Raw genomic sequence first — 22629 nt, 5'->3', positions numbered from 1 at the left:
TTAAACTATTATTTATGCGCAAAGAACTTTCGCTTAAACAATAAAAAACGCAACTCAATAAATTTAAAAAACAAATTAAAATCATTCATTTTTAACGAGTGAACAATTTCGTGATGTACTCTTTTTTGAATGGCTAAATCCTCGGCTCTGTTGCGATTGAGTGCTATTCCTTTTTTCAGAATTAAATAAGTTGAATGATTTATTTTTCTAGCTGGTTCATTATTTTTTTTGAAGAACTGAGTTCCTAAAGAATCAGTAACTACTCTTTTTTGAACAAGAATTTCATCAATATAATCAAATTCATATTGGCGTGAAGCCCGAATCCAAAAGTCCAAATCTTCATAGGCCAAGTTTTCGTCATAACCCTCTAATTGATCTAAAATACTTTTCTTCATCATGGCAGAAACAGAACAAATGCTGTTTCCGCCAGAAATGACAGAAAGGTAAATGTCACCCTTTGCTCTCTTTTCGATTACTTTTTTTTGATCGTTTACCGGAAAAAAATAAGAATCAAACGCACCGTTTTCAGTAATCAATTCGACATTGCCATAAACGACTCCTAAGTTTTTATAACTGTTTTTTTTGAAGGCTTCTATTTGTAATGTCAAACAATTGGGTAGCAAAATATCATCGGCGGCTAGGTCGATTATGAATTCTCCTTTGGCGAGTTTCAGCGCTTTATTGAAGGATTTTGTGTTCCCTAAATTGGTTTCATTGGTTACGAATTGAACTTCTGGATTTTTAGCAAGCCAATTTGAAATTACTTTTGTGGAATTATCAGAACTGCAATCGTCCACAATTATAAGTTCGATAGAAGGGTAAGATTGATTTAGAACCGCATTCAAACTCTCCACTACATACGCGTCGTGGTTGTAGCACAAACAAATGATAGTAACGAGAGGATTGTTCAGCATTATGGTTATATTTGAGACTAAAATAGCAAAACGAAAATGATATTGCCCCACAAAAAATATAAAATTGCGTTAATCGGTTATCGATTGAGTGGTGGTGGTAGCGATAAAGTCATGGCTAATTTATCTCTTTTCTTTGCCAAAAATAATATTGATGTCCATATAATTATTGTTTTGGATGAAGTCACTTATCCATATTCGGGGAAACTGGTCAATTTGGGTTTACTGAAGAATAAAACGAATGGTGTATTCAATAAAATTAAACGGCTGATTTCATTACGAAAATATCTAAAAGAGAACGAATTTGATTTTATAATCGATTTTCGTTTTCGAACCAAAATCCTTCAGGAATTATTATTGGCAAGATTAATTTACAATGCCAAAACGATTTTTACCGTCCATAGTTTTTTGATTGATCATTATATGCCAAACAATTCCTGGCTGACAAGATTAATTTACAATCATTGTTATGCGAATGTAGTATTAACTCAAGAGATGGAGGAATTGATTGTTAGGAAACATAAATTGAATAATGTGGTTACGATTCCTAATCCGGTTAATTTAGAGGAAATTTGTAAAAAAAGTAACGATTCGATCGACCTTGATTTTGAATATATAATTGCGATTGGGCAATATGAAAATAACATCAAGCAGTTTGATAAATTGATTTTGGCTTACGCCAATTCTGAATTGAGCAAAAAGAAAATTCATCTTGTAATTGTAGGAGAAGGTAATGATGAAGCATTAAAAAAAGTTGCAGGAGAAAACGGTGTAATTGATTTTGTCCACTTTTTGGGCTATCAAAACAATCCTTTCAAGTATTTGAAAAAGGCTAAATTTTTAGTTTTGAGCAGTAAAAATGAAGGATTGCCAAATGTTATTTTGGAGGCATTGGCTTGTGAAGTTCCTGTGGTTTCATTTGATTGTCCTTGTGGCCCGCGAACGATTATTAAAAATAAAGAAAACGGAATTTTGGTCGAAAATCAAAATTGGGATAAACTTTCAGAAGCGATGAATGAATTTGTCAATGACGAAAAATTATATCAATATTGTAAACAAAATGCGAAAGAAAGTATTGGACCTTTTTTGTTGGATACAATTGGCAATCAGTGGCTGGATTTAATGCAGATTAACACGATTTAAAAATGGAAACATTGAACGCGATTCAATTATTGGAAATACCTGTTGTTGCAGACGCAAGCGGGAATTTGGGAATTATTCAAAGTGATTTTTTGCCTTTTAATTTTAAGCGGATTTACTATCTTTTTGATGTTCCAAGTACCGCTTTTAGGGGCGGGCATGCCCATATTGATCAACAGGAAGTGCTGATAGCTTTGAGCGGAAGTTTTGAAGTGACTTTACATGATGGTACCGAAAAAAAGCGTTATCTATTAAATAAACCTAATATAGGTTTGCTTATTCCCAAAGGGATTTGGCGGGAATTGGAAAATTTTTCTTCGGGTTCCGTTTGTTTGGTTTTGGCTTCCGATGATTTTTCGGAAGAAGATTATATAAGAGATTTTGATGAATTCCTGAATTTCAAAAAATGAAATTACTCTACATCGTTCCCAAACTGAATAATGAAGGAGGAGTGGCTCGGGTTTTGTCGTTAAAACTGAATTACTTTGTCGAAAAGTTTGGGTATGAAATTCACGTCCTTACTCAAAACAAAGGAGATTTTCCATTGTTTTATTCCTTCAATGAAAAGATTGTTTTTCACGACATGATTTTGAGCGGAAAGGCTTTTTATTTTTTTAATGCTTTTAGAAAATCATTGAAAGAAAAAGTAGAAGCGATTCAACCTGATGCAATTGTGGTTTGTGACAATGGTTTGAAAGCGTTTGCAATTCCGTTTATTTTGTCTGGCGAAATCCCAATTATCTTCGAATGTCATGGATCAAAATTTGTCGAAGAAAAACAGTTGAAATCGGATTTAATTTCAAAAATTAAACTTTCTCTTAAATACAGATTCAAAGATTTTTCGGCCAATAAATTTTCAAAAGTGGTCGCGCTTTCGAATGAAAGTTTGAGCGAATGGAATGTAAATAACGGTTTGGTAATCCCTAATCCTTGTTGGATTCAAAACGATATTTCTGCCGATTTAAAATCCAAAAAAGTAATTACCGTTGCCCGAAATTCTTATGAAAAAGGCTTGGACAGATTGTTGCTTATTTGGGAAAAAGTAATAAAAAAGCACTCTGATTGGATTTTGGAAATTTATGGCGATTCAATTACCTATTTGCAACCAATTGTTTCCGATTTAGGATTGGGATCGAATGTAAGTTTGAACGAACCCGTAAAAAATATTTCAGAAAAATATTTGGCTTCATCAATATTGGTAATGACCTCCCGTTCCGAAGGATTTCCAATGGCATTATTGGAAGCATTAGCTTCGGGTTTGCCATGCGTTGCTTATGATTGCCCTACAGGACCGAGAGCAATTATAGACAATGAAGTAAACGGTTTTTTGATTGAAGACGGAAATGTCGATTCATTTGTCCAGAAACTGGAATCGCTTATCGAAGATGAAAATTTGAGATTGCAAATGGGTAAAAATGCTAAGGAAAGTATCAAGAAATATAAAATCGACGGAATTATGGAGCAGTGGGAGGAACTGTTTAAAGGTTTAAATTGTTTAAAAGTTTAAGTGTTTAAAAAGTTGGGGTTTCAATTTTAGATTTAAAATTAAAAATTTGCGACTCGAGTGATAGCGAATAGGCGAAGCAATTCGCGGTTTTAAAACTTTAAACAATTTAAACTCTTAAACAATTTAAACTGAACAAAATTGACAATATTTTCCCAATTTGTATAAATCAAACAATAGGAGAGAAGGCTTTTCGGAAAGTAAATTGGCCGTTATTTTTGATTCTGTTTTGCCGAAAATAAAAGCGAAAACAGAAACTAGTTTTAATTTTTTTAAAACAATATAAGCCGAATTGATTTTACTTTCGATGCTTGGGAATTTACCTGAATTGATAATTTGAGCAAGATTTTCAATCGCTGTTTTTGTCTTTTCTAGAAAAATAATCGAAGTCTCTAAATTCAAATGATAACTTGGATTGTCAACGTGGAGAACATTGATATTATTGGCTTTTAGAACCGACAAAAAACACAAATCTTCGTAGCCATATTTTGTTATTGATGAATCAAAAGGAAACTGTGATAGAATTTCCTTTTTTATCAATAAATTAGAAGTTAAAGCTTTACCATTGGGATTTTTATTTCGGTCTTTTACTGAAAGAGATTCCCTCTTATTTCCATAAACCCAACGTAAAAGCTGTTCTTCGCTGGGGATTTCTTTTTTATATTCAATTCCCCCGAAAGCAATAGAGGTTTTCGGGATCAATTCCAGATATTTTTTGATAAAATTATTTTGACACGGAAAAGTATCACAATCCATTATCAGTAGAAAATCGTATTTGGATTTTTCTGCCAATGAGTTTCTATTCAGACCTCTTCCAAGATTTGAATTATTAATAGAAAAAGCACAATTACTTAAAGAATTTATTTTCTGGTTTTCTTCATTCCATTTTGAATTTGAGGCATCGTCCTGACACAAAATTTCAAATTTAAACTCACAATCAGAACATTGTTTATGCAATTCCAAAACAAGCGGAAAAGCATTGTAATTGTAAGCAGGAATAAGAATGGACAGCATTACACTGTTCTTTGCACCACTTCAAAAATGGTGGCATCCTCACATTTTAAGGTTTTGCTTGGGAACTTCATCAACAAGGCATAATCGTGGGTAGCCATGATCACTGTTTTTCCGTTGGCATTGATTTTTTTCAAAACTTCAAGAACTTCCACACTGGTTTGCGGGTCAAGGTTTCCTGTTGGTTCGTCGGCAAGGATGAATTCAGGGTCATTCAATAAAGCTCTCGCAATGGCAATTCGTTGTTGTTCTCCTCCTGAAAGTTGGTGAGGCATTTTATTAGCAAAGTCTTTCATGTTTACTTTGTCAAGAACTTCATCTATTTTGGCATCCATTTCTGCCTTATCATGCCATCCTGTTGCTTTCAAAACAAAAAGCATATTGTCTTTTACAGTACGGTCCGGTAATAATTTGAAATCTTGAAAAACGATTCCAATCTTTCTTCTCAAAAAAGGAATATCATCTTCTTTTAAGGAAGCCAAATCATATTCTACAATCTTCCCTTCACCTTCCAATAATGGTAAATCGGCATACAATGTTTTTAATAAACTACTCTTTCCTGAACCCGTTTTTCCAATGATGTATAAAAATTCGCCATGATTGACTTCCAAATTTACATCAGATAAAATGATTTTTCCTTCTTGATATATGTTTACGTTTTTTAAAGACAGTACTGATTGTGACATGATAGAATTTGTTTATTGGGTAAAAATAAAAAGATAAAATCAAAAAGCAATCATCAAAAGACAAAAAACAAAAAACAAAAGACAAAATTTCGAAAGAAAGTAAATATTGATTTTTAGTTTAGTTCCTCTCTCTTTTGTAGATAGGTCTGGGGAAAGGATTTTGTTTAAAAATAGTTTATAATAAAAGTTGAGTGCCTTCCGTTATAAAAGCAGATATAATATATTTGACGATATAAATAATAACAACGATGCGTAAACTTCCCTGGCTATTTTTATTCTTTTCTAGTGTTCAAATAACTTCCCTTTATTCGCAAGAATCAACCATTTATACTTACTCTTTAAAAGATTTCGATAAAGCACTTTCTTTATACGAAGACAAGCAATATACTTCGGCTCAAATCATTTTTAAGAATGTTAAAGATGCCGCCACGACCGAAGGTTTGAAATCGGATTGTGCTTATTATATTGCCAATTGTGCTATTCGTACAGATCAGGAAAATGCTGAGGAATTGATTAACCGTTTTGTTGAAGAATACCCTTCAAGCCGCAAACAAAACCAAGCTTACATTGATGTTGCTTATTATTACTTTGATCATAAGGAATACAAGGAAGCTTTGCAATGGTTCAATAAGGTTGATGAAAGTGTTTTGAAAAACAGCGATCGCGACAAATATAATTTTCAAAAAGGATACTGCTATTTTGATTCCAAAAAAACAAAAGAAGCCAAAAATTATTTTAGTAAAGTAGCCAATTCCAATGAATATGGAACGCAAAGCAAATACTATATGGGTTTCATGGCTTATGAATCGGATGATTATGTGGAGGCCAATAAACAATTTGACCAGGTTGCAAGCAATGAAAAATACTCTGAAAAATTGTCCTATTACAAATCGGACATGAGTTTCAAGGCAGGAGAATTTCAAAAAGCCATTGATTTAGGAATTAAAGCAATGCCAAATTCTACCCCTGAGGAAAAATCAGAATTGAATAAAATTATTGGTGAAAGCTATTTTAACTTAAAACAATACGATAAAGCAATTCCTTATTTGGTAGGTTACAAAGGAAAAAAAGGAAAATGGAACAATACCGATTTTTATCAGTTGGGATATGCCTATTATGTTCAAAAAGATTATGAAAATGCCATCGCGCAATTCAATAAAATAATTGATGGGAATGATTTTGTCGCCCAAAATGCTTATTATCATTTGGGAGAAAGTTATTTGAAATCAGGGAAAAAGCAACAGGCATTGAATGCTTTCAAAAATGCTTCGGAAATGAATTTTGATTTAAAACTTCAGGAAGATGCTAGTTTGAATTATGCAAAATTGAGTTATGAAATTGGGAATTCCTACCAAAGTGTTCCTGAGATTTTGTTGGGTTTCATGAATAAATATCCTTCAAACCCAAATAATAGCACTGTAGAGAAACTGTTGATTGATTCTTATATTTCATCCAAAAATTACAAAGAGGCTTTGAGTTTATTGGAAAAAAACAAAACTTCAGAAAATAGGGCAGCCTATCAAAAAGTTGTTTTTTACAGAGGATTGGAACTCTATAACGAAGGAAATTATTCGGAATCTTTGTTGATGTTCGAAAAAGCAATAAAAGAACCAAAAGATGCTGCTATTACAGCTCGCGCCTCTTTTTGGAAAGCGGAATCAGAATATAATTTGGACTCTTATAAAGAAGCGTTGTTGAGTTATCAGCAATTTGCGGAAATGTCAAAAGCCAAAGAGACACCTGAATATAAAAACATCAACTACAACATCGCTTATACCAATTTTAAATTGAAAGAATACGATGCGGCAGGAAATTCTTTCCAAAGTCAAATCGACAATAATAAAACAGATAAGGTTCGTTTGAATGATTCTTATTTACGCCTTGCTGACTGCCGATTTGTAACATCGAAATATCAACAGGCATTGGACGCTTATATTAAAGTAATTGAATCCAAAAGTGTAGATGGTGATTATGCCTATTTCCAAAAAGCCCTTTGCTACGGATTCCTTTCAAAAAACAACAAAAAAATAGAAGAGCTGAATTCGTTTTTGACATTGTATCCAAAGTCTGAGTATCAAGACGATGCTTTGTTTGAATTGGGGAATACTTATGTGGCCGAAAATAAGCAGGATTTGGCAATAAAAACCTATGATAAAATTGTGACGAATTTTAAAAATAGTTCTTATACTTCAAGAGCTATTTTGCGTCAAGGATTGATTTATTATAATTCAGATAAAGATGATTTGGCTCTTGCCAAATTCAAAAAAGTAGCTTCTGATTTTCCTAAAACTCCCGAATCATACGAAGCGGTTTCAACAGCCCGTATCATTTATGTGGATAATGGAAAAGTGGAAGAGTATGCGAGTTGGGTTCGAACATTGGATTTTGTTGCCGTAACCGATTTGGAGTTGGATAACGATACTTTTGAAGCAGCCGAAAAGCAGTACGGACAAGGTAACAACAAACAAGCTATTTCTGGATACAGCGGGTATATTTCTAAATTTCCAAATGGTGTTAATGTGCTGAAAGCTAATTTTCAATTGGCGCAGTTGTATTATGCTGAAGGTTCCGAAAATAAATCGGTTCCTAATTATGAGTACGTAATAAACCAGCCACGTTGCGAATATACCGAGCAATCATTGGTTCGATTAGCCCAAATATATTTGAAAGGTAATGATTGCGGAAAAGCGAGTCCGGTTTTGGTCCGCATTGAAAAAGAAGCCGATTTTCCACAGAATAAAACATTTGCGCAAGCGAATTTGATGAAATGTTATTACGAAACAAAGGATTATGCAAATGCAGTAGTTTATGCGGACAGAGTTTTGAATAATCCGAAAACAGAAGATAATGTAAAAAGCGATGCTCAGATTATTGTAGCCCGTTCTGCGATGCAGTCTGGCGATGAGGCCAAAGCCAAAGATGCTTACGCGAAATTGTTGACTGTAAGTAAAGGAGAACTCGCTGCAGAAGCTTTGTATTATGACGCTTATTTTAAAAATAAAGACGGAAAATTTGAGCTTTCGAATACAGCGATTCAAAAACTGGCCAAGAACTATTCAAGTTACCGTTATTTTGGAGCCAAAGGTTTGGTTTTGATGGCAAAAAACTATTACGGATTGAAAGATAGTTATCAGGCGACTTACGTTTTGGATAATGTGATAGAGAATTTCGGCAATTATTCGGATGTGGTTGAAGAAGCCAAAGCAGAATTAACCAGAATAAAATCGGAGGAAGCCAAAACAAATTCATCAATCACTAAATAAATAATATGAAATTACCTTTTTATATCGTGGATGTTTTTGCCGAGGAAAAATATTCCGGAAATCAATTGGCTGTTTTTTTGGACGCCGAAAGTCTGGATACTGAAACAATGCAGAAAATCGCACGTGAAATTAATTTTGCCGAAAGCACTTTTATCACCAGTATTCAACCTGAAAATAGCAGTGCCGAAATTCGAATTTTTACCGCCGAACACGAAATGCAGTTTGCTGGTCATCCAGTCATCGGGACTTCTTGGGTTTTGATGAATAAAATAATCGAAAGCCAACCGCATAATTTGAAACTGACAGTTCCAGTTGGTGAAATTCCAATTCAGCAATCTGGCGATTTGGTTTGGTTGCAGGCCGCGAAGCCTCAATTTTTTGATGTTTTTCCGAAAGAAGGTTTGTTGTCTTTCAGTAATTTAAGTATTTCCGATTTTGATGATAAATTTCCGGTTCAGGAAGTGACTACTGGAAGTGCGTTTGTGATCGTTCCGCTTAAAAGCAAAAAAGCATTGGAGAATTTGAATCTTGAATTGGTAAAAATGAAAGAATGGCTTTTGTTTCATTGTAAAACAAATCACAGAGCGCTGTATTTCTATTATTTTGACGAAGGAAAATTGCTAAGCCGAATGTTGTATATCGAAAGCAATCAAATCATGGAAGATGCTGCTACCGGAAGTGCGAGTACTTGTTTACAGGCTTATCTTTTGAAATACCATTCGCCTGAAATCAAAACGGTCAATCATCAGGGCGATTTTATCAATAGGCCTTCCCGAATTTATTTTGACGGAAAATTGACAGGTGATTTTTTTGATATTAAAATCGGAGGAAAAACACAATACATTGCAAAAGGGGAGTGGGAAGTTTAGGAAAGAAGACATAATTCAGAAGTTAGAAATTAGAAAGCAGATTTTAGAAAATAAACTTTAGAATAAAGAAAATAGAGAAAAGATGAAAATCAAAAATATACAGACATCCATAAGTAAGTATTTAATGTTCTCGACTCCGCTTCCTTTGGGGAGAATTGGGGTGGGGATACTTTTATTGCTTACCCAATTTTCATTTGCTCAAAACAAAAAGGACAATATTGGGACTGAAGTAGTAAATGTGGTAAAACCATATACTCCAACAATTTCGGATGCTTTCAAAGAAAAAGAAGTTCCTGTTATTACCAATGATGAAAATGCTAAAAAAGAAAATGTCCAATATTCGATTTTACCTTTTCCTGTAGCTTCTACTTTTTCTCCTTCTAAAGGAAATGCCCAAGTTGTTGAAAAAGGAAAACAAGAGAAATTGTTTAAAAATTATGCGACAGTTGGCCTGGGGAATTACGGTCGATTGAACGCCGAATTGTACGTGAATGAAGATCTTAATAATAGTGAATATGTTGGGGGGATGTTTCGTCATAATTCTTCGCAAGGAGGTATAAAAGAAGTTATGTTGGAGGATTCATTTTTTGATACTAAAATCGATTTGTTTTATGGTGGCAATGAGCAGGAAATGACTTGGAAAGTAAAACTTGGGTATCAAAACCAAATTTATAATTGGTACGGATTACCTTCTGGTTTTGGGAACACATTGACCCTTGCCGAAAGTATGGACTTAATTAACGGAATTGATCCGCAGCAATCGTACAATACAATTACGGCTAGTGGTTCGCTTGCTTTTGAAGATAGTACTGTGGAAGATGTTAATCTGGATGCAACCCATTTTACTGATGCTTATAGTTCTGCAGAGAATCGTTTTCTATTAGCGCCTACTTTTAAATTTGACATTCTTGATGAAGCGATAAAAACAAAAGTTTTTGTCGATTATGTTGACGGTAGTTTTAAAAGGGATTATTTAGGAACCAATACTTCTGACCTTAAGTACAGCTTTACAAATTTGGGGATAGTGCCTAGTTTTGTAATGAGAAGAGATGATTGGACAATCGATATTGGAGCAGGTTTAGTCTATAGTATGGATAAAGAAAAAAACAGTAATAAGTTTTATGTGTATCCGGCTGTTAAAGCTTCCTATAATTTAGTTGGTGATTTGATGGTGTTTTATACCGGTGCTAACGGAAACGTGAATCAAAATACCTATAAAGGTTTTGTTGATGGAAATCCTTATGTTTCTCCTACATTGGAGATAAAACCAACTTATGAGATGTATGATGTAAATATTGGATTAAAAGGAAAATTGGCCAGTACAGTGAGCTACGATGTCAAAGCCTCATTCATATATGATGAGAATAAAGCTTTGTATAAAAGCGGTAATTATTCCGAAAAAAATCCAAGTGCCAATTACGCTTTTGGGAATTCATTTCAAATAGTATATGACGATTTGAAAATCATGCATTTATATGGCGAAATCAAAGCAGATTTGGCCAAAGGAGTGACTTTTGAAGCCGATGCTACAGTAAGCACTTATACGACTAAATTTCAGGAGGAAGCTTGGAACTTACCTGCGATTGAATTGAATTCGAAAGTCGATTTTGCAATAACTGAAAAATGGCTGATGGGAATCAACTTGTTTTATGTAGGTGAACGCAAAGATCAACAATGGAATACCGATATTGCTTATACTGTTATGCCAGGGCCAATCACTTTGGATGGTTATTTTGATTTGAATGCTAATTTAAGATACAAACACAACGACAGATTTACTTTCTTTTTCAAAGCCAATAATATTTTGAATAATGATTATCAAAAATGGTTGAATTATCAGGTTCAGGGCTTTCAAGTGATGGCTGGAGGAAATTATAAGTTTGATTTCTAAGTTGCTAAGATTCTAAGTTTAAAAGGTTTCGAAGTTTTTAGATATGAAGACATTGGGACATTAATAGACGACTTTATATCTTAGCTTCTTAGTAACTTTGCAACTTAGTAACTTTCTTTGCCATGATTTTCAAACAAAAAATATACAATTATTACCTTCAATTAGTTCAGGACAGAATTGATGCTTTCCGAGACATGATTGCAGGTTTGACCGAAGATTCGAAAAACGATGCTAAAGGCTCGGCAGGCGATAAGCACGAAACCGCTTTGTCGATGATGCATATCGAACAGGAAAAACTTAATGCCAAACTCAAAGAGGTATTGGAGCAAAAAGCGATTTTGGATAAATTAGATGCTTCAGTTGTGGCAGAAACCATTATTCTGGGTAGTTTGGTAAAAGCGAACGGAATTTATCTGTACTTGTCTTTGGCTTTGCCAAAAATCAATATTGGAGGTGTAAATGTTATAGCACTTTCTCCGCAATCTCCGTTGGGGAATAAGTTAATGGGAAACAGGGTTGGTTTTACTTTCGAAATTAACGGAACGAAGTATTTGATTGAGAGTGTGGAGTGAATTTTAGCCGTTAGCCATTGCTATAAAAACAGCTAATGCAATTACAATTATTACAATTATTATAATTACGAATATTATTTTTCTGAAAATATTTTTAGTAAATAAAAAATCGCTGCAAATATAATTATTACCCCACAATATTTATTTGGTCTGAAAACTTGAAAAAAGTTCTTTTGTTGTTTTTTCTAATTGAAAATAGCGAAGACCAGAAATCATTAATGCGAAGCCTAACATAATAATGTATGAAATTACGCCTAATATTTGCAAAAACCATTCTTCAGTAAAATCCCCATAGTTTTTAAAATAAAAAATAGTAAACCAAGTCCACCCGTATATCATTAAGCATATTATTGCAAGATTAATCAGTATGATTAAAATTAATTCGATTCTGTTCTTTTTCCTTAGAATGTACACGCATTTATTTGCGTTAATTCTATTTAAACAAAAAGTGTAACTAATGATTATAGTGAAAAATTGTATTGCCATTAATGGAAAAGCATTAACATTGGCTAATGTAAAAACGATTATTATTAATGTCAATATATTCAAATACCAAACCCCTTTATAAGCTGCATAAGTCATTATTAAAAAAATCCCTATTTGAAATAAAATTACTGCTATTGAAATATCCATCTTTATCGTTTTAATTCTACTATTGTTTAATAAATTTAGGAATAAAAGTCTGGGTTCTGTTGATCCAAATCTAAATTTTCATTATAATATTTTTCGTTGTCATATCTATTATTTTGTTGGTTAAAATTGTCACTGCTTTTGTAGTTATATTTTGTGAAATCGTCATCATTTCCATTTATATCTTTTAGTGGAAATCTATCATTGTCTATATCATGAAGTAGCTGCTTGACATATACTAATTGTTCTTTTATGGTTTTTGAACTAGAATCCAATCCATGTAAATATCCTAATAACCAAAGCAATAAACCTTTTGAATTATATTCGTATGAATCTAAATAGTCTATAATTACGCAACTTATACTTCCTAAATGACGTTCATCAATAGGCTCTTCAAGATTTCTAATATAATTTATGTTATTATAAATTTTATCTAATGCTAATAATCTTTCATTTTCTTTTTTCATACGTGTTGTTAAAATTAAATAGTTATGTTATGATTTCTTGAGAATATTTAATTCGGAGTTGAGCCCAAAACTAAAAGCTAAAAAAAAATCAATTCCTTGATGATTTTCCTCATTTAGACTTTTTTTTTACTATTTCAATCAAATGTATAAAAAATCACATAAGAATGTAAATATTATATTGCAAAAGAAAGTGTTGACAAAGAATTAAAAAACACGATATAATCAGCGTAGTGTATGTTTATATTTTCATTTTGTTAATTCTGCCTGACTATTTCAAAATTATGTGATATAATGCAAATGGTTTTAACATAATGCTTGTTAATATGCTCTAGTTATACTGAAAGCTATTGAAATCATTAAAAAAAATAGAAATCCCTAAAAAAACTTTTCGTAATTTCGCGAGCTTAAAAGTTTGACTTTAAAACTAAGTAAAATTATGAGCAAAATAATGACAGTCGACATATTGTCGAGTATTAAAGGAGCACTGCCTTCAGAGAGCGTGAACAAATTATTTGATGTAATTAAAAATGCCAATTCATTAAATGATAATTCCTTAAATAATGTCAATTATAATTGCGTGTCAGTGAGTGATTTAAGGGAAGATGTTGTGGTAGAGAGTTCGGCTATTGAAAAACAACTCATCTTAGAAAACTTCCCGAACAAGAAAAATGGTTTTTTAGTAGTTGCAAAAGTTATAGAAGGATAAAATGGATTCTCAAATAAAAAAGATACACCAACAATTGGTGTCAAAAGAAATAAGTTGTACGGCTCTTGTACAAGAAAAATTAGACTTACTTAAACAAAATACATATAACTCCGTAAATTCTTTGTTGGATACTTTGGCTTTGGATTTAGCTGCCAAGGTTGATGCCAAAATCGCTAAAGGCGAGGAAATCGGTCTGTTGGAAGGTATTCCTTTTGGAATTAAAGATGTTTATATGGTGCAAGGAACTTACACTACGGCAAGTTCTGATTTGTTGAAAAATTATAAATCGCCTTACACAGCTACCGCCATTCAAAAATTATTGGATGCAGGTGCCATTCCATTGGTGAAAGAAAACTGTGACAGTTTTGGTCATGGATCATCTAGCGAAAATACCATTTTTGGTGCCGTGAAAAACGCCATCGATCCTTCTTTGGTTGCCGGTGGTTCAAGCGGTGGATCTGCGGTGAATGTTGCCAAAGATTATACGGTTTTTTCTATCGGTGGCGATACAGGAGGTTCTATTCGTCAGCCTGCCGGTTACAATCATATTTATGGTTTGAAACCAACTTACGGAAGAGTTTCTAGATTTGGACTTATGGCTTATGCTTCTTCTACCGATTGTGTTGGGCCTTTGGCAAAATCAATCGAAGATATCCGAATTGTCTTGAATGTGATGAGTGGAAAAGATCCAAAAGATCAAACCTCAATCGCTTCAACTGAAATTTCTGAAGAAGCAATCGCAGCTTCAGAAGTGAAAAAAGTAGGTTATTTTAAAAACTTTATCGAAAGCGAAGCAATTAATCCTGAAATAAAAGCCGATTTCTTGGCAAGTATCGAAAAAATAAAAGCCAAAGGAATTGAAGTAAAAGAATTGGATTTTTTCAAATCTGATATTTTGGTTTCGACTTATTATACTTTGGCAATGGCCGAAACAGCTTCGAATTTATCTCGTTTGGACGGAACAAATTATGGAAACCGTATTGAAGGTGATAATTTGATTGATAGCTATGCGGTGACACGTTCAGAGAACTTTTCGGAAGAGACGAAACGCAGAATTGTAGGCGGAAATCAAGTGTTGTCTCAAGGTTTTTCGGATGAAATCTATTTGAAAGGATTGGCTTTGAGAGACCAGATTTCGGAGAACTTCAGTAAAGATTTCGAAGAAGTTGATATTATTTTATCACCGGTTACACCAAGTATGCCTCCAAAAATTGGAGACAGTTTAAAAGATCCGTTGGCAATGTATTTGTCAGACGCCTATACGGTTGGTTTTAGTTTGGGGCAATTACCAACATTGACCTTGCCACAAGGAACTAAAACAGGATTGCAGGTTACTGCAGCAAAAAATAATGATGAATTAGTGTTGAAGTTTGCAAACTTCTTAAAGGATACAATATAATGGAATTAGAGCAATTAACAGCGGCGATAAAAGCCCACGATTTAGAATTGGTAATTGGACTTGAGACTCACGTTCGATTGAATACCAAAACCAAGTTGTTTTGTTCTTGTCCAAATCAAGAAATTGAAACACCTAATCAAAATATATGTTCGGTTTGTACCGGACAAATGGGAGTTTTACCTGCCGTAAATAAAGAAGCGATTACAAAAGCGATTTATTTCGGAAAAGCGGTGGATTCGTCTTTTAGTAATGAAGTGATCTCTTGGGACAGAAAGCATTATGAATATCCGGATAACCCGAAAAATATTCAGATTACGCAATTTCACAACCCGATAATCCCTGACGGACACGTTTCTTGTTACCGAAATGATGGTACGCAATTTACTGTGAATTTAACTCAGGTTCATATCGAGGAGGATGCTGCCAAATTGATGCACGAAAAAAAGATTTCGTTAGTTGATTTTAATAAAGCGGGAGTGCCGTTGATTGAAATTGTTACGGAACCTTGTATTAGAAATATTGAGGATGCTTCGACTTATGCTCAATATATTCAGCGTATTGTTCAGAATTTAGGAATCTCTGAAGCGAATTTGGAGAAAGGAGAGTTTAAATCGGACGTTTCTGTGTCTTTGCGAAAAAAACACAGTTATGATTTGAATCCAAGAACCGAAATCAAAAACTTGAACTCGTTTAAGTTTATGGTGGAAGCTTTGAAAGAAGAAGTAGAAAAACAATTCAATTATTTTATTGAACACAAAGAATTCAGACCGGATCAAACGACGGTGCTTTGGGATGCCGATTTAAAGCAGACCAAAACAATGCGTAAGAAAGAATTTGAAGCGGATTACCGTTTTATTTCTGAGCCGGATTTACCTTTTGTAACGATTAAAAAAGAAATCGAAGCGATTAAAGTAGATACAAGCGCATTGCCTTTTGCAGTGGAATCAATTTTGATTGGTGGAGGTGTTTTGCCTCAAGATGCTAAGTTTTTCACGGCAGATGCGATTCGTTCTAAAACATTTGTGACAATTAACAAAGAAATAAATGATCCTTTGTTTGTTGCCAAAACTTTGGCTAATAATTTGAAAGTTGATGATTATGCCGAAATCCACAGTATTGATCATTTAATTGAAATTTTCCAATTATTCAAAGCCGAAAAAATCACGGCGGTTTTAGTTCAAAATGCGATTGTGGGTTATTTGAAAGACAGAACTTTTGACTACAATAAATATTTTGAAGAAAACACCATTTCTGAAGATAAAATACAGGAGGTTATTGCGAAAGTGATTTCAGAAAATGAGGCTGTCGCCAATGATATCAAAGCGGGAGACCAAGGAAAAGCAGGTATTTTGGTCGGAAAGATTTTAGGTATTGTCGGAAAAGGAGCGAATGGAAAAGTAATCCGTCAAATTATTTTAGATAAATTAGGTGGGGTAGGGACAAGTCGCGACTTGTCCGTAAAGGAAGATAATCGCAATTTGCCCGAAAATAATAACGTAGGGACAAGTCGTGACTTTTCCGTACAGGAAGAATCGCTCCCTGAAATTCCGATTATTATAAAAGACACGTATAGAACACACAAAATTTCACAATTATCAGAAGAAAGCATCGGACAGGAAGTAATGTTGTCCGGTTGGGTTTCGAGTGTTCGTGACCACGGAGAATTGATGTTTATCGATTTACGTGATTCTAGTTATGAAATTTTCCAAGTTCGTATCAGCAGGGAATCGTTCCCAAATATTGACGAGTTAGTGAAATTAAAACCGGAATCGGTGATTTCTGTAACCGGTAAAGTGGTTGGGCGTAATGAAGATGATTACAATGCTGGATTGCGTACAGGAAAAATCGAATTGGAAACTTCGGTATTGGAGATTTTGAACTTGTCTAAAACATTGCCTTTTGAAATCAAAAGGGCGGCAAAAACAAATGAAACAGTTCGTTTTCAATACAAGTTTTTGGATCACAGAAATGATGAGGTGAGACGAGCGATCGTGAACCGTCATAAAGTAATCAAGTTATTGCGAGATATTCTTGATGAAGAAGAATTTTTAGAAATTGAAACGCCAATTTTGAGCGCAGGAACCGATGAAGGCGCGCGTGAATTTATTGTTCCTTCCCGTAAACAAGCCGGTGCGTTTTACACCTTGCCACAAGCGCCGCAGCAATTCAAACAGATGCTGATGGTGAGCGGTTATGAGAAATATTTCCAAATTGCACGATGCTTTAGAGATGAGGATTCCCGCGGTGACCGCCAGCCGGAATTTACACAGTTGGATATCGAAATGGCCTATGCTAGTATGCAGCAAATTATCGATTTGAACACTAAAATGTTTAATGAAGTAGTTAAAAAGATATACGGAAATAAATGGATTTTGAAACCATTTGAAGTGATTACCTATAAGGATGCAATGGATTTCTATGGTTGTGACCGACCAGATCTTCGTTACGGCTTAAAAATGCAGGACATTACCGAAATTGTAAAAGATACTACTTTTCAAGTATTCAGTAAACCAATTGAAGAAGGCGGAATCGTAAAATGTATCAAGGTTTCAGCCAAAGAGCAAGGTAATAAACGTATGTCTAAAGGTCAAATCGAAAACCTTACCGCGATTGCTCAACAACACGGTTTGGGAGGATTGGCTTATATTATAGTAAACGAAGACGAATTGCAGTCGCCAATTATTAAGTTTTTAGGAGAAGAGATTGCAGCGGGAATTATAAAAGCGACCAATGCAGAAGTGGGAGATATCGTATTCTTCTCGGCAGCAGATTATGCAACGGCCAATAAAGCGTTGGATGCTGTTCGTCAGGAAATGGGTAGAATGTTGCACTTGATTAATCCAAAAGAATTGCGTCCGGCTTGGGTAGTTGATTTCCCAATGTTTGAAAGAACAGACGAAGGTAGATGGACATTTACTCACAATCCGTTCTCTATGCCTGCTGTTTATGATTTGGAAAAACACATGAAAGGTGACGACAACGAAATAGGAACGATCATTGCACAACAGTATGATTTAATTCTGAACGGCTACGAAATTGGCGGAGGATCGGTTCGTGCGCATAAATCGGAGATTTTGGAAGCAACTTATAGAAATATGGGTTACAACAAAGAAGAAATGATTAAGAGCGTAGGAACGATGTATAAAGCATTTCAGTACGGCGCACCACCACACGGAGGAATCGCTTGGGGAATTGACCGTTTGATGATGATTTTGGAGAAAAAGGCATCCATCCGTGAAGTAATGGCTTTCCCGAAAACCGGAACCAGCGATGACTTGTTGTTTGGAGCACCGACACTTTTATCTGCTAAAAAGGTAGAAGAAATGAATGTCCGAATTATAAATAATTAAGATATTTAGGTTTGAAATGAAAAGCGGATTTACAAAAGTAAATCCGCTTTTTTTTATGGTAAAGAATGAGGTAATCTATGACCGAGGTTTATTAAGTCCTCTGTCGTAAAGGACAATGCTTCCTGCAATCGATACATTCAGGCTTTTTTCAGATTTGAATTTTACCAGAAAGTGACATTTTTCAATTGCTTTTTTGGAAAGACCGTTGTCTTCAGCACCTAATAAATACACACAGCGTCTTGGGTGTTCAAAGGTTTCCAGATCTTCGGCTTTTTCATCTAATTCGACACCTACTAAACGTGCTCCTTTAGGGATGTTATTGAGGAAATCTTCAAAAGTTTCATAATGAAAATAAGGCATCGATTTTACTGCATTATGCGTGTCGCATGCTTGTTTAGCGTATCGATTACCGATTGTAAAAATATAACTTGCTCCCATATTTTGAGCAGTTCTCCATAAAACGCCTAAGTTTTCAGGGGTTTTACCGTTTTGTATTCCTATTCCGAAAAATTCGTTTTTAAAATTGTCGTTCATGGTGCAAAAGTACAAACAGTTGGCAGTATTTCAAGTTTTTAATTTGTTTGAAAAAATTGCTGAATAGTGTCGGAGATGGATGTTAGGAATGTTAGAAATTTGATTTTATTTAGATATTATTTTTAGAAAGGGCTCGTGTTGAAAAATGCAAGCCATTTTTTTATGGTTTTAAATCTGACAGGTTTTAAAAACCTGTCAGGTTTGGGCGGTGAATAATTGTTGCCTTCAAAAAAGCAAAAATGTTGATTTTTAGCCCCGATTGCTTCGCCAGTTCGCTTCGCTCGTGTGAAGTGAAAATCCTTGTGGACTGGGGTTCAGTCCACAAGATTACTTCGTCAGTTCGCTATCGCTCGTGTGTAGTGAATAGCGGGAGGATTCTTGAGAAAAAAGCCAAATGTTCTGCTCCAAAAAATAAAAAGTTGACGCAGGTTAATGAGTTAAAATTGCATTTTGAATTTAATTTTTGAAGCTGAATTTGTTTTTTTTATTGATACCGAAATTTAAACAGATATTTTCGTCTTTTTGTTAATAACTTAACAACTTAAAATGGGATTTTAACCATTAATTCTTATAGGGTTTCATATATTTGCGTGTAAGACGAAAAAACACATTTTTTAGATTAAATTATATGAGCGAAGAGATTAAGAAGGGCTATTCAGCAGACAGTATCCAGGCTTTAGAGGGAATGGAGCACGTAAGAATGCGTCCATCGATGTATATTGGAGATGTAGGTATAAGAGGTTTACATCATTTAGTTTATGAAGTTGTAGATAACTCGATTGATGAGGCAATGGGAGGCTATTGCGATTCGATAAGGGTTGATATCAATGAAGATGGTTCTATTACGGTTGAAGATAACGGTCGTGGTATTCCGGTTGATTTACATAAAAAAGAAGGGGTTTCTGCGCTTGAGGTTGTAATGACTAAAATTGGTGCGGGAGGTAAATTCGATAAAGATTCTTATAAGGTTTCCGGAGGACTTCACGGAGTTGGGGTTTCCTGTGTGAACGCACTTTCGGTTCACATGACATCGACTGTTTTTAGAGATGGAAAAGTCTATGAGCAGGAATATGAAAGAGGTAAGGCAATGTATCCGGTAAAACAAATCGGAGAAACTGATAAAAGAGGTACGAGACAAACTTTTTACCCAGATCCAATTATTTTTACGCAAACAACGGAGTTTTCATACGATACTCTTTCGGCTCGTATGCGTGAGTTGGCTTTCCTGAACAAAGGAATCACTATTGTTTTTACCGATAAAAGAGAAAAAGATAAGGACGGGAATTTTATTTCAGAAACATTTCATTCTACTGAAGGTTTAAAAGAATACATTAGATATTTGGACGGAAACCGTGAGCCAATTATTGCTCATGTTATTTCCATGGATCACGAAAAAGGGGAAATTCCTGTTGAGGTGGCTTTGATTTATAATACAAGCTATTCGGAGAATATTTTTTCTTATGTAAATAATATCAATACACACGAAGGAGGTACTCACTTGCAAGGTTTTAGAACTGGTCTTACGAGATCATTGAAGAAATATGCTGATGCTTCCGGGATGTTGGAAAAATTGAAGTTTGATATTTCCGGAGACGATTTCCGTGAAGGTCTTACTGCGATTATTTCGGTAAAAGTTGCCGAGCCACAGTTTGAGGGACAAACCAAGACTAAACTTGGAAACCGTGAGGTGGTTTCTCCTGTGAGTCAAGCGGTGAGTGAAATGATTGAGAATTATTTGGAAGAAAATCCAAATGATGCCCGTATCATAGTTCAAAAAGTGATTTTAGCGGCGCAGGCACGTCATGCTGCTAAGAAAGCGCGTGAAATGGTACAACGTAAAACCGTTATGGGCGGTGGAGGTTTGCCTGGGAAATTATCGGATTGTTCTGAGCAGGATCCAGCAAAATGTGAAGTATATCTTGTCGAGGGAGATTCGGCGGGTGGAACGGCCAAACAAGGTCGTGACCGTGCTTTTCAGGCAATTTTGCCTTTGAGAGGTAAGATTTTGAATGTGGAAAAAGCAATGCACCATAAAGTATTCGAAAACGAAGAGATTAGAAATATATTTACAGCACTTGGAGTAACTGTTGGAACTGAAGAAGATAGTAAAGCTTTGAATATTTCAAAATTACGTTATCACAAAGTGATTATCATGTGTGATGCCGATGTCGACGGTAGTCACATCTCTACATTGATTTTGACGTTTTTCTTCCGTTTTATGAAGGAATTAATCGAAGAAGGACACGTTTATATCGCTGCTCCTCCTTTGTATTTGGTTAAAAAAGGAAATAAAAAAGAATATGCCTGGACAGATGTTCAACGCGATCAGGCGAATGAAAGAATGGGTGGAAGTGCCGCTATCCAAAGATATAAAGGTCTTGGAGAGATGAACGCTGAGCAATTGTGGGAAACTACAATGGATCCAAATTTCAGAACGCTGAGACAGGTTACAATAGATAGTTTGGTTGAAGCAGACAGAGTTTTTTCAATGTTAATGGGTGATGAAGTGCCACCAAGAAGAGAATTTATTGAGAAAAATGCAGTTTACGCAAATATCGATGCGTAATTTTTGGGTGTAGCTGCGTTTTCGTTTTTTTGATTTTAATATTAATAAAAAAACAAATAAAAATGAAAGTTACCATTGTAGGAGCCGGGAATGTAGGAGCATCCTGTGCGGATTCAATTTCTTATAGAGGAATTGCAAGTGAAGTAGTATTATTGGATATCAAAGAAGGTTTTGCTGAGGGAAAAGCTATGGATATCATGCAATGTGCCACAAATACTGGGTTTAATACCAATGTTTCAGGGGTTACAAATGATTATTCTAAAACAGCGAATAGTGATGTAGTTGTTATTACTTCTGGAATTCCTAGAAAACCGGGAATGACAAGAGAAGAATTAATAGGAATTAATGCTGGAATTGTAAAAACTGTTGCTGATAACGTTTTGGCACATTCACCAAATGCGATTATTATTGTGGTTTCAAATCCGATGGACACAATGACTTATTTGACATTGAAAGCTACAGGTTTGCCAAAAAACAGAGTAATTGGAATGGGTGGAGCTTTGGATAGCTCTCGTTTTAGATATTATTTAGCAAAAGCATTGGATAAGCCATCTAACGATATTTCTGCGATGGTTATCGGTGGTCACGGTGATACTACAATGATTCCTTTAACAAGATTAGCTGCTTATAATGGTATTCCTGCTTCTGAATTTTTATCTCAAGAAGAATTAGAAAAAGTGGCTGCGGCTACTATGGTAGGGGGAGCTACACTAACTGGTCTTTTAGGAACTTCAGCTTGGTATGCTCCGGGAGCTTCAGTTGCTTACTTAGTTGACAGTATTTTGAATGACCAAAAGAAAATGATTGCTTGTTCTGTTTTTGTAGAAGGTGAGTACGGACAAAACGATATTTGCATCGGAGTACCTTGTATAATAGGTAAAAACGGAGTTGAGCAAATTGTTGATATTAAATTAAATGATGCTGAAAAAGCGGCTTTTGCAAAAAGTGCAGATGCTGTAAGAAATATGAATGCTGATTTGAAAAATGTTTTGGCATAATAATTTGCGTGTAAAATAAGAAGACTGCAATTATTGCAGTCTTTTTTTTGATATTAATTAATAAATAAATTGGTTAATCTTTCCGTTAATTATATATTTGCTCGGTTTAAAAAAAATGATACAAATCGTGCA

18 protein-coding genes are annotated in these 22629 nt (G+C 34.6%); 12 read left to right on the top strand and 6 right to left on the bottom strand.

The window, feature by feature from the left end; translation table 11 throughout:
- Window positions 1-8: 8 nt before the first annotated feature.
- A complete protein-coding gene (locus OZP12_RS17865) occupies window positions 9-914 on the bottom strand; it encodes a glycosyltransferase family 2 protein (RefSeq protein WP_281226444.1) in 906 nt (301 codons plus the stop codon).
- Between the two features lie 36 nt (window positions 915-950).
- On the opposite strand from OZP12_RS17865, the gene OZP12_RS17860 reads away from it, so the two are divergent.
- The 3 genes from OZP12_RS17860 to OZP12_RS17850 are packed head-to-tail and all read left to right on the top strand — an operon-like array spanning window position 951 to window position 3558.
- The gene (locus OZP12_RS17860; RefSeq protein ID WP_281226443.1) at window positions 951-2054 is read left to right on the top strand and encodes a glycosyltransferase; all 1104 of its coding nucleotides are present in this window, start codon (window positions 951-953) and stop codon (window positions 2052-2054) included.
- Window positions 2055-2056: 2 nt separating this feature from the next.
- Window positions 2057-2461 (top strand): sugar 3,4-ketoisomerase, encoded by a 405-nt coding sequence (locus OZP12_RS17855; RefSeq protein WP_281226442.1) that lies wholly within the window; start codon window positions 2057-2059, stop codon window positions 2459-2461.
- Window positions 2458-3558, top strand: a complete 1101-nt coding sequence (locus tag OZP12_RS17850; protein WP_281226441.1) for a glycosyltransferase family 4 protein — start codon at window positions 2458-2460, stop codon at window positions 3556-3558. The genes OZP12_RS17855 and OZP12_RS17850 overlap by 4 nt, the downstream gene beginning before the upstream one ends.
- A 123-nt stretch (window positions 3559-3681) precedes the next feature.
- Here the strand turns inward: OZP12_RS17850 and OZP12_RS17845 are convergent, their stop codons facing one another.
- Both OZP12_RS17845 and OZP12_RS17840 read right to left on the bottom strand, forming a co-directional pair.
- A complete protein-coding gene (locus tag OZP12_RS17845) occupies window positions 3682-4569 on the bottom strand; it encodes a glycosyltransferase family 2 protein (protein ID WP_281226440.1) in 888 nt (295 codons plus the stop codon).
- The gene (locus OZP12_RS17840) at window positions 4569-5252 is read right to left on the bottom strand and encodes a cell division ATP-binding protein FtsE (RefSeq protein ID WP_281226439.1); all 684 of its coding nucleotides are present in this window, start codon (window positions 5250-5252) and stop codon (window positions 4569-4571) included. Before OZP12_RS17840 ends, OZP12_RS17845 begins: the two co-directional genes overlap by 1 nt.
- Before the next feature lie 248 nt (window positions 5253-5500).
- On the opposite strand from OZP12_RS17840, the gene OZP12_RS17835 reads away from it, so the two are divergent.
- From OZP12_RS17835 to OZP12_RS17820, 4 genes are all read left to right on the top strand, one after another.
- The gene (locus tag OZP12_RS17835; RefSeq protein ID WP_281226438.1) at window positions 5501-8515 is read left to right on the top strand and encodes a tetratricopeptide repeat protein; all 3015 of its coding nucleotides are present in this window, start codon (window positions 5501-5503) and stop codon (window positions 8513-8515) included.
- 5 nt (window positions 8516-8520) lie between these two features.
- Complete coding sequence (locus tag OZP12_RS17830) at window positions 8521-9384, top strand: PhzF family phenazine biosynthesis protein (RefSeq protein ID WP_281226437.1); 864 nt, start codon at window positions 8521-8523, stop codon at window positions 9382-9384.
- 82 nt (window positions 9385-9466) lie between these two features.
- Window positions 9467-11275 (top strand): porin family protein, encoded by a 1809-nt coding sequence (locus OZP12_RS17825; RefSeq protein WP_281226436.1) that lies wholly within the window; start codon window positions 9467-9469, stop codon window positions 11273-11275.
- 122 nt (window positions 11276-11397) lie between these two features.
- Window positions 11398-11847 (top strand): hypothetical protein, encoded by a 450-nt coding sequence (locus OZP12_RS17820; protein ID WP_281226435.1) that lies wholly within the window; start codon window positions 11398-11400, stop codon window positions 11845-11847.
- A gap of 141 nt (window positions 11848-11988) precedes the next feature.
- Here the strand turns inward: OZP12_RS17820 and OZP12_RS17815 are convergent, their stop codons facing one another.
- Both OZP12_RS17815 and OZP12_RS17810 read right to left on the bottom strand, forming a co-directional pair.
- Complete coding sequence (locus OZP12_RS17815; RefSeq protein ID WP_281226434.1) at window positions 11989-12480, bottom strand: hypothetical protein; 492 nt, start codon at window positions 12478-12480, stop codon at window positions 11989-11991.
- 35 nt (window positions 12481-12515) lie between these two features.
- Window positions 12516-12944, bottom strand: coding sequence for a hypothetical protein (locus tag OZP12_RS17810; RefSeq protein WP_281226433.1), 429 nt, complete (start codon window positions 12942-12944; stop codon window positions 12516-12518).
- Window positions 12945-13380: 436 nt separating this feature from the next.
- On the opposite strand from OZP12_RS17810, the gene OZP12_RS17805 reads away from it, so the two are divergent.
- Genes OZP12_RS17805 through gatB/aspS form a run of 3 tightly spaced genes read left to right on the top strand, consistent with a single transcriptional unit; the run spans window position 13381 to window position 18399 of the window.
- The gene (locus tag OZP12_RS17805; protein WP_281226432.1) at window positions 13381-13650 is read left to right on the top strand and encodes an Asp-tRNA(Asn)/Glu-tRNA(Gln) amidotransferase subunit GatC; all 270 of its coding nucleotides are present in this window, start codon (window positions 13381-13383) and stop codon (window positions 13648-13650) included.
- 1 nt (window position 13651) lies between these two features.
- A complete protein-coding gene (locus tag OZP12_RS17800; protein ID WP_281226431.1) occupies window positions 13652-15049 on the top strand; it encodes an amidase family protein in 1398 nt (465 codons plus the stop codon).
- The gene (gatB/aspS, locus tag OZP12_RS17795; RefSeq protein ID WP_281226430.1) at window positions 15049-18399 is read left to right on the top strand and encodes a bifunctional amidotransferase subunit GatB/aspartate--tRNA ligase AspS; all 3351 of its coding nucleotides are present in this window, start codon (window positions 15049-15051) and stop codon (window positions 18397-18399) included. The genes OZP12_RS17800 and gatB/aspS overlap by 1 nt, the downstream gene beginning before the upstream one ends.
- A gap of 75 nt (window positions 18400-18474) precedes the next feature.
- Here the strand turns inward: gatB/aspS and OZP12_RS17790 are convergent, their stop codons facing one another.
- Entirely contained in the window at window positions 18475-18933 is a 459-nt protein-coding gene (locus OZP12_RS17790) for an RNA methyltransferase (protein ID WP_281226429.1), read from the bottom strand.
- Window positions 18934-19561: 628 nt separating this feature from the next.
- Here OZP12_RS17790 and gyrB point away from each other — a divergent pair.
- Both gyrB and OZP12_RS17780 read left to right on the top strand, forming a co-directional pair.
- Entirely contained in the window at window positions 19562-21499 is a 1938-nt protein-coding gene (gene gyrB, locus OZP12_RS17785) for a DNA topoisomerase (ATP-hydrolyzing) subunit B (protein WP_281226428.1), read from the top strand.
- Window positions 21500-21561: 62 nt separating this feature from the next.
- Window positions 21562-22497, top strand: a complete 936-nt coding sequence (locus OZP12_RS17780; RefSeq protein WP_281226427.1) for a malate dehydrogenase — start codon at window positions 21562-21564, stop codon at window positions 22495-22497.
- Window positions 22498-22629 lie beyond the last annotated feature (132 nt).

This window comes from Flavobacterium aquiphilum (genome assembly GCF_027111335.1).
In the GTDB taxonomy this organism is placed as follows: domain Bacteria; phylum Bacteroidota; class Bacteroidia; order Flavobacteriales; family Flavobacteriaceae; genus Flavobacterium; species Flavobacterium aquiphilum.
Note: the sequence above shows the minus strand (reverse complement) of the source record. Positions and strands in the feature narration are given on the sequence as shown.